Origin of the sequence: Streptococcus sp. 27098_8_186 (assembly GCF_041432055.1) — a bacterium.
Lineage (GTDB): Bacteria > Bacillota > Bacilli > Lactobacillales > Streptococcaceae > Streptococcus > Streptococcus dentalis.
Genome location: NZ_JAPVYV010000003.1, coordinates 119,895 through 134,439 on the forward strand (window position 1 = coordinate 119,895; position 14,545 = coordinate 134,439).

Sequence of the window (14,545 nt, forward strand, 5' to 3'; positions counted from 1 at the left end):
GCCCACTCAACCACTGCGTCTTGCTCGACAATCCAAAAATAATTGAGAGGCTAGGACTTTTGTCCCAGCCTCTTCATTTTAAAACACAGCGACAAACTCTTTGATGGCTTGCGCGAGTTCATAGGGTTTCTCGGTATTGAGTAGATGGCCTCCGTTTGTGATTTCTTGATAGCGACCTTTTGGCAGGAGTTTGGCCAATTTTTTAGAAGAAGATTGATTGGCCCAATCTCTGCTACCACAAACAACCAAGCTAGGAAGAGGGCAAGCTTTAACGGTATCGGTTAAATTGAGCCCTTTTAATTCGGTCAAGATTTGAAGCATCTGTTGTTTATTGGCATCTTGCTTTTCAAAGACATGCTTGGGAAGTAGACGAAAGAGGAGAATCTGGAGCCGATAGAGGGGATTGGTGTTGAGTTTGTATTGTGTTCCTACAAGGACCAAGCCCTTGAGTTGCGGGAAGTCTTGTCTTGAGAGATCAAGAGCGAGCACGCCACCTAGTGAGAGTCCTACCAGAATAAAGGGGTCGCTTTCTTGCTGGAGGCGCTCCATCAACCTTTCTTTGACTTCCTGATAGCTTTCTTTTGGATGGGAGAAAATATCAAAAGTTTTGGAGTGCAAGGGTGAAAGTGCAAATTGGACTCCTTGCCAAGAGAGGACATCTTGCCCTAGTCCATGTAAAAGAATAAGTTTCATTAGGAATCCTTTCCTTGAAAATCGAGTTCGTAGAGACCACGAAGAGCATTGCAGGCATAAATACGATCAGCGTCTGTTAAATCGTTCAGAGTTAAGAGTTTTTCTTCCACCTGCTGGGTCTCAAGAAGATGGCGGCGGTAAATCCCATCGAGTAAAGGGAGGTGAGCTGGTGGGGTATACAGCTTGCCCTTGATTTCAAGGACGAGATTACCAATCGTCGTCTCCAGTAAGGTTTCATCTGGCAGATGGAAAATTTGCTCGTGATCTGACTGGTTGAGATGGTCTCTCTGACTCGTTTTGAAATAAGTAAATGGCGTCGCTAAATCAAGCTTCTGCTCTGTCAGTTGGGCCTGTAGATAGCTAGCTGGCAAGTCTGTCAGCTCCGTGATCACTAGGTGGAAGGCCCCGTTTTTCTGTAAGGCGATCCGACAACGATAGTCAAGGTTGGACTCCAAATGAGCGAGCTCTTCTTGCAGTTCTTTCAGGAGTTTTGGCTCATCATAAGGATAGGCAAAGTAGCGACTAGCCTCTCTCAAACGGGTTAGGTGTTGGTCTAAGAAAGTCAACTCTCCTTGGTGGATGCGGCCGGTCGTCAGGAGCTCAAAGCGAGGCTCTTGACGGTAAAGGACAGCTGATTTTTGCTTGGTTTCCTGGTATTCACTTTCCCATTTGCTGTCCCAAGTGATGCCTCCTCCCACGCCATAGATGGCTTGATCTCCCTGCATTTGAAGGGTCCGGATGGCTACATTAAAAATCCGTTTCCCTTTTGGAAGAAGGATGCCGATCGTTCCACAGTAGACACCTCGAGGAGCCTTCTCCGTCTTTTGGATGATTTCCATAGTGGAGATCTTCGGTGCTCCTGTAATCGAGCCACAAGGAAAGAGAGCTCGGAAGGTTTGGACCAGGTCGATCTCAGCTCGCAATCGACTTTCAATGGTCGAGGTCATCTGCCAAACAGTGGAGTATTGCTCGACTTGGCAGAGATGAGCCACCTGCTCACTTCCAATCTCCGAAATCCGGTTCATGTCATTGCGGAGGAGGTCGACGATCATCATGTTTTCTGCTCGATTTTTCGGATCAGCTTTTAGCCAAGCAGCCTCTTGAAGATCCTCTTGGTTGGTGAGACCACGGTGCGTCGTTCCCTTCATCGGGCGTGTGGTCAGTAGCCGGTCGTCTTGCTCAAAAAAGAGCTCAGGACTGATAGAGAGGATGGAGACATCATCGTGCTGGATGAAGGCATTGTAATGGGCCTTTTGCTCAACCACTAAGCGGTTGTAGATGGCCAAAGGGTCAGACTTTAGCTCTTGAGAAAGCTGGACGGTGTAGTTGACCTGGTAGGTATCTCCCTGGCGAATATGGTGATGGATGGTCTTGATGGCTTCTTGATAAGCAGGCGCCTCTACCTCTTCCTTCCAATTGGCTGGAAGATCCACAGCTTCATAGTCCTCGGGAAAAGGAAGGGTTTCGACCTCCTCGTGGATAGTAAAATAGAGGAGATACTCTCCCATGAGAGGTGCTGGATGGACAGCAAACTTCTTCTCAAAAGCAGGAGCAGCCTCATAGCTGACATAGCCGACTGCATAAAAGCCATGCTCCTGGTAGGCTTCGACTTCTCTAAGAAGAGTCTCTACCTGGTCGAGGTTTCTAGTTTTTAATTCCTTTATAGGCTTGGTGAAAAGGTGGCGCAATCCAAGCTCTTTAAAATCAATAATCGTTTGTTTATGCATGCTTTGAGTATATCAAAAATAGAGGAAAAAAGGTAGATAAGGATGTAAGATTCCTTGCTTGGCCTTCCCTTTCGTGCTAAAATAACCATAGAAACTGCTTTGGGCAAGGAGTAGGACCATGCAAAAGAATCCCCTCTATAACACCTCTAGTATTAGCTTTTTTCAATACCTCTTTGCGATTGCAGTGATATTGGTGCATAGTGGTCGCTTGACCTCCTATGAGCCACTGCATTTTGGTCTCAAGAGTATGCTCAGCCGGCTAGCGGTGCCATTTTTTATCGTCTGTGCCAGCTTTTTCCTCAAACACTCCCTAGGGAATTCTCAGAAAATGAAGGCCTATCTGGTCAAAATCGTAAAAACCTATTTGTTTTGGAGTTTTGTTTACCTTCCTTATGCTTGGCTCTTTTTCTCTAGTCTTCGTCTTCCTGTCTATCTTTTTCCAGCAGGTGTTCTCATCGCACTGATCTATCTGGGAATGTGCTACCAACTCTGGTATATCCCGGCCTTTTTGCTGGGTTTGTTTTTGGTCAATCAACTGGTCAAACACCTAGGTATGGTTTGGACGGGGTTGATCACCTTGCTCCTATACTGCTGGGGCTTGATCGAGACCTATTCGGCTTATCTGGACACCACAAGTCTTCTCAAAGGTTACCAGCTCTACAGCAATTTATTTTTTACAGCGCGAAATGGTCTCTTTTACACGCCCATTTTTATCTATATGGGGTACTATCTGTATGATCATTTTCATGCACAAACTTTTAGCATTCACCGTTGGCAAAAGCTAGCTCTTGCCTTTGGTTTGCTCTGTCTAGAAGGCATCATCATTTTTCAACACGAAGGAATTGATAAGAACTTTTTCTTTCTCCTTCCTTTTGTGACCGTTTATTTGGTCAATGCCTGCCTGCGATCGTCCTTTTTGAAAAGCTATGATTTACAGTATTTAAAGCAAATGAGTATAGCCCTTTACTTTTCGCATCCGATCTTTATCGAGTTGGCACGCTATGGCTTTAGAGCTCTCCCTCTCTCTTATCCAGACAGGGGCAAGCTGATTTTTGTGACCGCCTTGTTTGGCAGCCACCTTTTTGGACTAGCTATGCTGTGGGTACGAGAGAGAAGGGAAAAACAAAAGACTTCACCAATCTAGGATAAGGTGAAGTCTTTTTTATGACTTGTAGGGGCAATCCTTTTTTGATGTCCATTTGTTTGCGGTCGTTTTTAGGAGTAGTACCGCATTTCTTTGTGGAGTGTTTATAGAGAATGTTCACATTTGTCTGAAGGGCAATACCCTCTAGCTTTGTGTAGCTTTTTTCAATTCCCGAACGTTTTCAAGAAAACTTCAGAAAATTCTTGACTTCTGATGAAATCGGCGTATGATTAGTTGTGAACTGTTGAACAACCATTTTCAATAGAGTTCCTGATGTCGACTAAGGGGATTCTGCTAGAATGAAGGCAGTTCAACCATAAAAATCTATAGAGCGTTGCGTCCGAAAGTCTAAACAGACACGGCTCTTTAAAAACAAAAGGAGAAGATTATGAAAACAGAACCGATTCATCGTACCAGTATGTGGAAATTTAAGTTAAGTGCTGCCACCATGACTTTGATTCCCGCTGCCGTGGGGATTAACTATGTTGCCAAAGCCTTGGCGGAGGGGTTAAAGTTGCCCGTTTGGCTGGGGTCTTTGGGAACCTTTCTTGCCAGCATGTTGGCTGGGCCGGTTGCCGGTGCCATCAGTGGTTTCATCAACAACGTGATCTATGGGCTGACCTTATCGCCAATTTCAACCGTGTATGCGATTACCAGCATCGGAATTGGGATTGCTGTCGGAGTTTTGCACGCCAATGGGTGGTTCTCGTCAGCGCGACGAGTATTTGTTTCTGCTATTATTATTGCCATCGTTTCAGCTGTCATTTCAACGCCACTCAACGTCATCTTTTGGGGTGGTCAGACCGGTATCGCTTGGGGTGACTCATTGTTTGCGGTAATGGTCGCCAATCATGCACCAGTGTGGCTGGCCTCATTTACCGATGAGTTTGTCTTGGATATTTTGGATAAAGTCTGCGTGGCCTACCTGGCATTCTTCATCTATCGTCAGCTGCCGAAGCGGATGGTGCACTTCTTTAGCGGTGATAAATGATGACTGATCAAACATTGATTTCTGGAGCGCCACGGGTCAAGCTCAAGTGGTACCAGATGATCGATCCGATTACTAAGCTCTTGTTCATCTTGGACATGACGTTGTTGAGCTTTGCCAGTATGAATTTATTGCTTCAGGCCGGATTAATTTTTGTCGCAACACTGCTATTGTTATTTTCCAAATTGAGTTCTACCATCTTTAAGGCGCTGGGATTCAGCCTGTTTCTGATTTGCACCATGCTGATCATCCAAGGGTTATTTTACAGTTGGAATCAAACTGTGCTGTTTTCTGTGCTTGGGGTGTCGTTCTACAAAGAAGGCCTGATTTACGCCACCACTCTGGGTTGTCGAGTATTGGTGATTATTTTGACCAGTGGCTTTTTTATGGTGACCACGAGTATTTCAGAAAACGCGGCCTATTTGGAACTGTCCGGATTGTCTTATAAAACCGTCTACGTTCTGATGTCGGTGTGTTATATTTTGCCGGAAATGATGCGCAATATGCGGAAAATCCAGCAGGCACAAAAAGTTCGCGGAACCAATCCGCAAAAAACGTTGATTCAGAAATTAAAGTCAGTCCTGCCGGTTCTAATTCCATTGGTGATTAAGACCTTGGATCAATCGATGGCGCGGTCGATTTCTCTCCAACTGAGAGGTTTTGATAATCCCAACCGGACTGTCAGAACCTCCCAGCGCGTGTATCGCCTGTCGCGGACGCTGCACATTGGTCTGACTGGATTGGCAATTTTATTGATTGGGTGGAATATATGGACGAAGATAAACGGATTGTAATTGAAAATTTGACCACCCGTTATCCGGGTACTGAGCAACCACAACTGCGTCAGATTAACGCGGAGGTTCATACCGGCCAGGTGGTTGGGATTATCGGGAATAGCCACTCCGGCAAATCGACTTTGTGCCGTGTGCTGGCAGGGGTCATTCCCAAAATGGTGTCTGCTGAGATTGAGGGTGACTGGCACATGTTTGGCCAGCGAGTGTCCGACAATTGGCCCGTTTATAATGCCATGAATGGAGTTGTACTGCAAAATCCAGCTGGCCAACTAAGCGGGTTGGCAGACACGGTTGCCGATGAAATCGCCTTTGACTTGATTAATCAGGGAATGGCTGAAGGACTGATTCAAAAACGGGTTGAAGAAGTTGCCACGCAAATGGGGCTGATTGAACAGCTGAATTTGCGTCCCGAGAGCCTTTCCGGTGGTCAGAGCCAGCGGTTGGCAATTGCCACGGCGATTGTAGCTAACCCAGCTGTTTTGATTATGGATGATCCGACCAGTCAGATGGATCCCCTTGGCCGCCGACAATTTTTCCAATGGCTGGCCCAAGTCAAAGAGACGACTGTCTTCATTGTCACCAGTGAAATTGACGATTTGTGCGAAGTCGCCGACGTTGTGTGGGTGCTGCACGAGGGTCAAATGGTAGCCCAGGGCAGGCCGGGTGAGGTGTTTAATCATTTGGCAGCTGACTGGCAGATTCCAGCCCCGACAATCCAGCAACTTGCTCAAAAAATGGATTGGCACTTGGCTGATGGCCGGTATCCGGTGAATGACGCTGAACTGAAGGAGGTTTTTTATGTCCACAATTGAACTGAACCACCTGACGTTCACTTATCCGGAACGGTCCTTTAGCTTGGATATTGAAGACAAACACTTCGCCGATCCGATGGTGGCGATTGTCGGCCAAAATGGTGCCGGCAAATCAACGCTCTTCAAATTGTTGACGGGCTTGCTGACACCACAAACCGGTGTGATTAAGATCGATGGAGAAAATTTTAATGATCTTAAACCAGTCGAAAAGTTACTGAAGGTTGGGATTACTTTTCAGAATCCTGACGATCAGCTTTTCAACCCGACCGTTCAACGAGAGGTGGAGTGGAGTGTCGCGCAGGTCATAGATGACCACGACACGATTACGAGGCGGGCTTTAGCGGCTCTAAAAAGAGTTGGCTTGGATGATAAAACAGCTGAAAGTCCATATGACCTGTCATTGTCGGAACGCAAGCTGTTGAGCGTTGCCACAGTTTTGGCAGTGGATCCGGCGATTTATTTATTTGATGAGCCGATGATGTCGCTTGATTGGGAAAGCCGGCGCAAGTTGACCGCAATTTTCCATCAGTTGGCTGATTCGGGCCACCAAGTTGTGACCATCACCCATGACATGGATTGGGTCGCCGCCGAGTTTGAGTCGGTGTATGTTATGGAACACGGGAAGTTTGGCTTCGCCGGCAGTCCACGGGAATTGTTCAGCGATCACGAACTTGTCCAGCGAGTGGGATTACTACCACCGCGGATTATGGACATAGCGGAGTCGCTGGGTGATTCACAGACATATTTATCGGTTAATGATTATTACCAGAAAAATCGAGATGTATAGAAAAAGTCACCTCTGCGGGTTTTCCAGGTTGAAGGATTAACTTCAGCTTCTGGCAAGAACTCACATGGGTGACTTTTGTGTTTAATAACGTTTCATGATCATCGGGTGCTTCCTCAGATCACTCGGTTTGGTTTTACTTTGTTTCATGGTCATAATCATATACCATTTCTTTTGGATCTTTTGTTTGACTAATACAAAATAGGTCTTCATAGGTCTTCGCATTTTTAGCGTCCATTAGGATCATCAGTATAATTTTCTGAATTAGGAGACTGTCCCATCACTATTCGAACTTCGTCTCCCAACTTACGCTGTTCCCATTCATCCGTGAATCCTTTAAATCGCAATTCTGGAACTTTCTTTTTAACTGAATCATCTATTTTCGCCATAGTCCCCACCATTTTATTGGTTTTTCTTGATTTACCTTATCAACAGTCTCGTTGGATGGTACCAATGGAGCAAGGCAGCTAAGAAGGGATATTAGTGGCAATTAATAAAATACATGAGGTTGGGCATATTGCCCCACCTCTTTTTATGATATACTAGAGTAGTTTTTGAGATTTGTAAAAAATGTGATTTTCTAGTTCAAATTTAAAAAAGAAAAGGGGAGAACATGGACATCTTTTTGAGGAGCATATCAGGGATCCTCGTCATCCTGGACATGATTTTAGTGGGCTTTGTCATTGGTGAAAAAGGCTGGTTCGATGATAAGTCGCGTGGCCTACTCGCTAAATTGGTCACTCAAGTTGCCTTGCCCTGCTATATGCTTTACACCATTACGCAGCGCTTCACAGCAGCAGATCTACTTAAAATGTTGCCAGCCTTGCGGTTTCCTGCCCTGTCTATGGTTGTTTTGCTTGGCATCGCGACAGGAGTAGCCAGGATCTTTGCAGTAAGACAGGACCGTCGTGGCCTCTTTATTTCCATGTTTTTTAACTCCAATACCATCTTCGTGGGGCTTCCTATTAACCAAGCTCTCTTTGGAGATGCCAGTATTCCCTATGTTTTGATCTATTACATGTGTAATACGACCTTTTTCTGGACCTTGGGGACCTATCTCATTCAGCGAGATGGTGAGGGAGAAGCACAGTTTGATCTCAAAACCAGTCTGAAAAAAGTCTTTTCTCCGCCCCTGATGGGCTTTCTCTTAGGGATAGTCTTGGTGATCCTTCATATCAAGCTGCCAACCTTTCTAGCCAGTGATTTGCAGTATCTGGGCAATTTAACGACCCCCTTATCCATGATATTCATCGGTTTGTCAGTGTCTCATGTAGGTGTGAAGCAGTTGGTTCTGGGAAAAGATCAGCTATTGATTCTGCTAGGTCGCTTCCTGGTTGCCCCTATCTTGATGGCGACCATCGTCTACTGGGTGCCTCTTCCAAACTTGATGAAGCAGGTCTTTATCATCCAGTCCGCCATGCCTGTGATGACCAATGCGCCGGTTGTTGCCAGACTCTACGGTGCTGATAGTGACTATGCAGCAGTCATGGTGACAGAGACGACCCTTGCAACCATGGTGGTGATCCCTATTCTCATGCTGTTGATGGCTTAACAAATAGAAAAAACAAAAGCTCAAGTTTTTCTGCAAACTTGAGCTTTTCTTATAACAAGGCTAACAAGATGGTAAGGACTAGAGCGATGCCCATCCGAATCAGGTGGTGGCTGGATGGAGGTTTCCTTTGTGTTTCCCATTCCAATAGGCCCCGTAGCAAATCAAACAACAGCTGATCAGCCATAGGACTAGAGCGACAATCGGTAAAAAGAAGTAGAGGATGAGTGATAAGGTCGCAAGGCTACTTCCGATGAGGAGAAATGTATTTCCTAGAGTGTGATTTCCTTTTTTAACTTCAGAAAGAGAAGCCAATAAGTGAAGAAGAACAAAAGCAAGGGCAAAGAAGGCTGTAAAAAAGTCGAGAAGAATGGAGAAGAACATAGGGTTTCCTTTCTATGATGAATGATGTGAAGTCTGTTCTTAGTTCGGCCCCACTTTTAAAATCTCCAAATAAAACTGGGTCACTTCTTGTTCGGTGTAGGACTTGCCTTTTTTCAACCACCAGCTGAGGGTTTCGATGAAATGGCTGACGACCAGGTGTTTGAGGTAGGAGTGAGGGATGGTTGGATGGGACTTGATGAGTTCATCTGCTACCATTGGATAGACATCGTGTTCCAGCTCTTTTCGCAGTTGCCGGATGAAATAATCGTTTTTAGAGAGCAAGAGACTGGTCACATGGTCTTGATTTTTCTTGAAATGCTGGAAGATATGGGCCAGGTAGTCTTGTGGAGAGAGGTGTTCAGCACGCTCAAAGAGGTGGTGAAAGAGCTTTTGACAGAGCTCATCAAGCAATAATTCCTTACTCTCGTAATGGCTGTAAAAGGTCGAGCGCCCCACATCAGCAAGGTCTATAATTTCCTGAACGGTGATGGCCTCGTAGTCTTTTTGGTTGAGTAATTGTAAAAAAGCTTGATAGATGGCTTTTCGAGTCTTAGTAATGCGACGATCCTGTACAGTCATATGAACACTTTGAACAAACTGTTCAGTAACTTACACCCTAAACAGTTTGCTCCTATCCTTTCTGTTGATAGTAGTGGATAATAGATCATGAAGGGAAGAGATAGTAGTCTCATCTCTCAGAAGATCTATAGAAATAAATGTGTGACGCAGTAGCTGATTGGTCTCTTTTTCGCTCTTTAACTCCAAAGAGTACCTAATCAGCCTTGCGGGGGTGGGAATAGGAATAATTTTTTATAAAAATTTATTCTGTCCCACTCCCATTATAACAAAGGATTAAGGATTATGAAGACAAAACATGCGGTCTGGATCGCTTTTTTCTTGAATTTGAGTTATGCCATTGTTGAGTTTATTGCAGGAGGGATTTTTGGCTCCAGCGCTGTCCTTGCGGATTCGGTCCATGACTTGGGGGATGCGATCGCTATTGGGATCTCCGCCTTTCTGGAGAGTATTTCCAATCGTGAAGAAGACAGCCACTATACCTTGGGCTACAAGCGCTTTAGCCTTTTAGGAGCCATGGTAACAGCTGTGATTCTCATGACAGGGTCCGTTCTGGTTATTTTAGAAAATATAACGAAACTCTTTCATCCACAACCTGTCAACGATGAGGGCATTCTCTGGCTTGGAATCATAGCCGTCAGCATCAATGTGCTAGCGAGTCTCGTCATTCGCAAGGGGCAAACCAAGAACGAATCCATTCTCAGCCTGCATTTTCTGGAAGATACCTTGGGTTGGGTGGCTGTCATCCTAATGGCCATTGTTCTCCGGTTTACCGACTGGTATATTCTGGATCCGCTCTTATCCCTTGCTATTTCCTTCTTTATTCTGTCCAAAGCCATTCCACGTTTTTGGAGCACGCTCAGGATTTTCCTGGATGCCGTGCCAGAAGGAGTAGATATCCAGCAAGTCAAGAGTGATTTGGAGCAGTTGGACCATGTGGCTAGTATCAATCAGCTTAATCTCTGGACCATGGATGGCCTGGAAAAAAACGCCATTGTCCATGTTTGTCTAGAGCATGTCAACCACATGGAGGTCTGTAAAGAGTCTATCCGAGACTTGCTCAAAGACTGCGGTTTTCAAAACGTCACCATTGAGGTTGATGAAGACTTAGCAACCCACCGAGCCCATAAACGCAAGATCGAAGAACTGGAAGCTGATCAAGGTCATGGGCATGATCATCACCACCATTAATGACGACTTGGTATGAGCAGAAGCCTAAGAAAAAGTGTATACTGTAGGTAAGTAAGCAATAGAAAGTAGGTTGTTCCTATGAAGAAAACAGTCTATACAAAAGCTGGGCAAGTGGGCCTTGTAGAAGTGGAGCGTCCACACATTGAAGCACCAGATGATGTCATTCTCCGTATCGTCCGCACCTGTGTTTGTGGATCCGATCTATGGAGCTACCGCAATCCAGATATTGAAGCGGGCCATCAAAATAGTGGCCACGAAGCTATTGGGATTGTCGAAGAAATCGGTGAGGCCATTACCACGGTCAAACCAGGAGACTTTGTCATCGCGCCTTTCACCCATGGCTGTGGGGAGTGTGATGCCTGTCGTGCAGGCTATGATGGGACGTGTGACCGCCATATCGGCACCAACTGGTCTGATGGGGTTCAAGCAGAGTGCATGCGCTTCGAATACGCTAATTGGGCTCTTGTCAAAATTCCAGGGCAACCTTCTGATTATACAGAAGCTATGCTTAAATCCTTCTTGACGCTAGCAGATGTCATGCCGACGGGCTATCATGCGGCGCGTGTAGCAGATGTGCAAAAAGGTGACAAAGTCGTGGTCATTGGTGACGGTGCTGTTGGCCAATGTGCTGTCATTGCAGCTAAGATGCGTGGTGCGTCTCAAATCGTCCTTATGAGTCGCCACGAAGACCGTCAACAGATGGCCTTGGAGTCAGGCGCGACAGCGGTTGTGGCTGAGCGTGGTGAAGAAGGGATTGCCAAGGTTCGTGAAATCCTAGGAGGAGGAGCAGATGCGGCCCTTGAATGTGTCGGTACCGCGGCAGCTGTCGATCAAGCCCTTGGGGTCCTTCACAATGGTGGACGTTTAGGTTTTGTCGGTGTGCCTCATTACAATAACCGTGCCCTTGGTTCGACCTTCGCCCAAAATATCTCAGTGGCAGGTGGAGCAGCCTCAGTTACTACTTATGATAAACAAGTTTTGTTAAAAGCGGTCCTTGATGGCGATATCAATCCAGGACGCGTCTTTACCACAAGTTATAAATTGGAAGATATCGACCAAGCTTATAAGGACATGGATGAACGTAAGACCATTAAGGCTATGATTGTACTTGACTAAAAAAATTCTAGTAGAGGATGTCTACTAGAATTTTTTGTAGTGAAATAAAATCTTATTTCAAATCCGACATGACTTGTTTCTTGGTGAAGGTACGCTCTTGTTTGTTGGCTAGGGCCTTGATGCGCGCATCTAGGAGAATAGCACGGCCTTCTGCACTTCGGGTATAGACGAGGTCATACTTACCTAGGCTCTTTCGGATTTGCTCCACAAAGGCTTGGGCATCCTCTTTCCGTTTGTCAAAGAGGCTTGGTACAGCGAAATATTCAGTTTGATCGGATACCTTTTCCTGTGCTTTCAAGATATAGCGTTGATTTTCAATCGGTGCGAAGAATTCGATCATGGTTTGCGAGAAGAGTTCCTTCTCCCGCATGGTTCCGCCCTTCAAATAGATAAGCGTGTTGATGGCATCCTTTCTGTCTCGTACGACTTGGATGCGGGTTTCTTGGGTCTGGATCTGTCCAGAAAGGAGGAGGGCTTGGTGAATAGCCTGGCCGAAGACTTCTAGCCGTTTATAAGGACTCTTATAGAGATAGTAGCGGAGCCAAGCAAGGAGAGCGAAAACAGCTAAGACGAATAGAAGAATTAGAGACGCTTTATTCCCTCCTCCTCTATATGAATAGTAAAAAAGGTTGGCGAAAGCATCGGTCAAAGTGGCGGCCGTCAGCCATCGAGCTAGCTTTCTGGCGTCAAAAAATAGAGCCAGGGGCAGGAAGTGTTTATCCACTTGGACCTCATTTGCAATCTCCATATTCTCCAGAATCGGAAGGGCTTTTTGCCAGCCGTCTCGGAGCTCTTGGCGGTGAGTGGAGCGCTCTAAGGTCTCTTCATTGAGTTTTTGCAACTGTTTTTTGGTATAGCGGATATTGTCAAAGGCTAGACGTTCAATGCCAGATTCGATGAAGGGCTCCTTGTAATGGAGACCTAAAAATTGCTTCATCCGTCTTTCTAAGAGCTCCAGATCAGGACTGTATTCTTTCAACTGATCAGTGATGGCCTCGATCTCTTCCTTTTCAAGATCGGACTTTTCATACCATTTCTTTAGGGAAAGATTAATGGAGACCAGGTGCCAGATGTTACTGGTCTTGTCTGGATCCTCAGGCCACACTCGGATGGCACGACCTCGCATTTGGTTGCTGAGCATAAAACTGCCGACAAAGCTCGCTAGGATCAGGGAATTAACGCAAGGAGCATCCCAGCCTTCTCCTAGAAGTGACTTGGTTCCAATGACGACTTGGATAATCCCTTCTTGAAAGAGCTGGGTCACGGCTGTCACCAAATCATGTTGAGAACCGACCAAGCGAACCTTGAGAAAATTATCTGGAGATAATTGGCCGACGTTTTGGTAAGTCAGTCGATTCCCTCCAAGTAGCTCTTCTAGTCTTGGCTTAGCAACCGTCGGGATGATGACGATGCTACCGGTTAAGACAGCGATGGCAGGAGGAGTTGCTTGCTCTAAGCTTTCCCTGCGAATGGATTCGAAATAAGAGAGTACTCCCAATTGAGTAAATTGGGCGTCCTTATCTCCTAGATGAACTTCAAAATCTTGGCGGATATAGTCTGTTAGGACCAGTTGGCGCAGTTGACTTCCAAGAGCCTGGTATTCCGCCTTGAAAATCTCTCGAACCGCATTGAGTTTTCCGAGGGATTGATTGAGCAGGAGGTCTTGTTTTTTGTTGCGGACCAGTTTGACTTGTTTTCGATCGATTAAGCTGGCTGCTTTTAATTCATGGAGGAGTTGCTTTTCGTATTCTTCTGGTAGATTGTACCAGTGGGGAACCTGAAAGAGCAGGCCTTGCAGGAGAATTTCTAGCCAGTCCATGGTGAAAGCAGGAAGTTTCTTGGCTCCTAAAAGGTCTTGGAAACGTTTGGGAAAGGCGATTCCCCTGCTTCGAAGAAAGATCAGGGTAGCAGAGAGATACTTGGGATCATTGAGCAATTCATCATCGCTGATCTGACCCGATAAGGCCTGACAGGATTGCAGGTATTGACAAAAGAGGGGATCGGAAGTCAGTTGTTGCAAGAGAGCATTCTTTTGTTGGCTAAAGGCGTCCAACTGAGCCTGCTCTTCCTTTGTTGGAAAGGCAAAGTAGACATAGTCCTGATGAGGACAAAGGGTCTCTTCCTTGACCAATTCGGGAACCGTAATTTCCTCATCGATCTCACCACACATGCGGATATAGCGTTCCCAAAGGGCAGGGTCCCCTTCATAGGGAGGGGTAGCAGTGAGGGAGATCATCTTTAAGTCAGGGAAGGCTTGGCGAAAGGCTTCCAAGCTCTTCCACCATTCATTGCGCAAGTGGTGACACTCATCCAAACAAAGGGTTCCGAGTGAGATGGCTTTGAAAGTAGTAAAGATATCAAAGCCTTTGAAATCAAATGTTTCAATCTCTGCCTGGTCATCGGTATCTTCAGCTTGCGATTGACCAACGACTTGGTTCATAGCGCTGTGGAGGGCCTGATAGGTAGCCACTGTAATCAGCTTAGGATGTTTTAAGTCTTGCGAAATCAAGTGCTCCGCTTCGCCTTCATCTTTCAAGAATGCTTGGACAATCCGGTCGACCCATTGCTGGCGAATCGTGACTGTAGGTGCCAGGATAAGGGTTGGTTGCCCAAAGCGTCGGATAAATTCGATTCCCAGGGTTGTTTTTCCAGAGCCAGGAGCCGCCACCAAATGCAGGTGGCCATCCGCCATAAAAGCCTCACTCTTATCGAGGACGCGTTTTTGATAGTGTCTCCATTGGCCTATAAAGGCTAGTTCTTGTAACATTGGTTTCCTCCCTTGTACTG

General features: G+C 46.0%; 14 protein-coding genes and 1 pseudogene. 8 read left to right on the plus strand and 7 right to left on the minus strand.

Features of this window, described 5'->3' with window-relative positions:
• Nucleotides 1-78: 78 nt before the first annotated feature.
• Both O3602_RS04780 and pabB read right to left on the minus strand, forming a co-directional pair.
• The gene (locus O3602_RS04780; protein WP_371611251.1) at nucleotides 79-693 is read right to left on the minus strand and encodes an alpha/beta fold hydrolase; all 615 of its coding nucleotides are present in this window, start codon (nucleotides 691-693) and stop codon (nucleotides 79-81) included.
• Nucleotides 693-2,420, minus strand: a complete 1,728-nt coding sequence (pabB, locus tag O3602_RS04785) for an aminodeoxychorismate synthase component I (RefSeq protein WP_371611252.1) — start codon at nucleotides 2,418-2,420, stop codon at nucleotides 693-695. Before pabB ends, O3602_RS04780 begins: the two co-directional genes overlap by 1 nt.
• Nucleotides 2,421-2,538: 118 nt before the next feature.
• On the opposite strand from pabB, the gene O3602_RS04790 reads away from it, so the two are divergent.
• From O3602_RS04790 to O3602_RS04810, 5 genes are all read left to right on the plus strand, one after another.
• The gene (locus O3602_RS04790; protein WP_371611253.1) at nucleotides 2,539-3,564 is read left to right on the plus strand and encodes an acyltransferase family protein; all 1,026 of its coding nucleotides are present in this window, start codon (nucleotides 2,539-2,541) and stop codon (nucleotides 3,562-3,564) included.
• Nucleotides 3,565-3,952: 388 nt separating this feature from the next.
• On the plus strand, nucleotides 3,953-4,555 hold the full coding sequence (locus O3602_RS04795; RefSeq protein ID WP_021153833.1) for a hypothetical protein: 603 nt from the start codon (nucleotides 3,953-3,955) through the stop codon (nucleotides 4,553-4,555).
• Nucleotides 4,555-5,346 carry an energy-coupling factor transporter transmembrane component T gene (locus O3602_RS04800; protein WP_371611276.1) on the plus strand — a complete coding sequence of 264 codons (792 nt, stop codon included), beginning with the start codon at nucleotides 4,555-4,557 and terminating at the stop codon, nucleotides 5,344-5,346. Before O3602_RS04795 ends, O3602_RS04800 begins: the two co-directional genes overlap by 1 nt.
• The gene (locus O3602_RS04805) at nucleotides 5,322-6,158 is read left to right on the plus strand and encodes an ABC transporter ATP-binding protein (RefSeq protein WP_003005501.1); all 837 of its coding nucleotides are present in this window, start codon (nucleotides 5,322-5,324) and stop codon (nucleotides 6,156-6,158) included. Before O3602_RS04800 ends, O3602_RS04805 begins: the two co-directional genes overlap by 25 nt.
• Nucleotides 6,145-6,945, plus strand: a complete 801-nt coding sequence (locus tag O3602_RS04810) for an energy-coupling factor ABC transporter ATP-binding protein (protein ID WP_371611254.1) — start codon at nucleotides 6,145-6,147, stop codon at nucleotides 6,943-6,945. Before O3602_RS04805 ends, O3602_RS04810 begins: the two co-directional genes overlap by 14 nt.
• Before the next feature lie 81 nt (nucleotides 6,946-7,026).
• Here the strand turns inward: O3602_RS04810 and O3602_RS04815 are convergent, their stop codons facing one another.
• Nucleotides 7,027-7,167, minus strand: a complete 141-nt coding sequence (locus O3602_RS04815; protein ID WP_200893080.1) for a hypothetical protein — start codon at nucleotides 7,165-7,167, stop codon at nucleotides 7,027-7,029.
• Nucleotides 7,168-7,169: 2 nt separating this feature from the next.
• Complete coding sequence (locus tag O3602_RS04820) at nucleotides 7,170-7,331, minus strand: hypothetical protein (RefSeq protein WP_001062367.1); 162 nt, start codon at nucleotides 7,329-7,331, stop codon at nucleotides 7,170-7,172.
• A gap of 224 nt (nucleotides 7,332-7,555) precedes the next feature.
• Here O3602_RS04820 and O3602_RS04825 point away from each other — a divergent pair, with 224 nt between their 5' ends.
• Nucleotides 7,556-8,494, plus strand: coding sequence for an AEC family transporter (locus tag O3602_RS04825; RefSeq protein WP_270299065.1), 939 nt, complete (start codon nucleotides 7,556-7,558; stop codon nucleotides 8,492-8,494).
• 49 nt (nucleotides 8,495-8,543) lie between these two features.
• Here O3602_RS04825 and O3602_RS04830 read toward each other — a convergent pair.
• A pseudogene (locus O3602_RS04830) lies at nucleotides 8,544-8,875 on the minus strand (glucuronide permease).
• A gap of 39 nt (nucleotides 8,876-8,914) precedes the next feature.
• Entirely contained in the window at nucleotides 8,915-9,454 is a 540-nt protein-coding gene (locus O3602_RS04835; protein ID WP_151378732.1) for a TetR/AcrR family transcriptional regulator, read from the minus strand.
• Nucleotides 9,455-9,736: 282 nt separating this feature from the next.
• On the opposite strand from O3602_RS04835, the gene O3602_RS04840 reads away from it, so the two are divergent.
• Entirely contained in the window at nucleotides 9,737-10,642 is a 906-nt protein-coding gene (locus O3602_RS04840) for a cation diffusion facilitator family transporter (RefSeq protein WP_371611255.1), read from the plus strand.
• Between the two features lie 78 nt (nucleotides 10,643-10,720).
• Entirely contained in the window at nucleotides 10,721-11,758 is a 1,038-nt protein-coding gene (locus O3602_RS04845) for a zinc-binding dehydrogenase (RefSeq protein WP_371611256.1), read from the plus strand.
• Between the two features lie 52 nt (nucleotides 11,759-11,810).
• Here O3602_RS04845 and O3602_RS04850 read toward each other — a convergent pair whose 3' ends face one another.
• Nucleotides 11,811-14,525 (minus strand): DEAD/DEAH box helicase family protein, encoded by a 2,715-nt coding sequence (locus O3602_RS04850; protein WP_155124649.1) that lies wholly within the window; start codon nucleotides 14,523-14,525, stop codon nucleotides 11,811-11,813.
• Nucleotides 14,526-14,545: the final 20 nt, after the last annotated feature.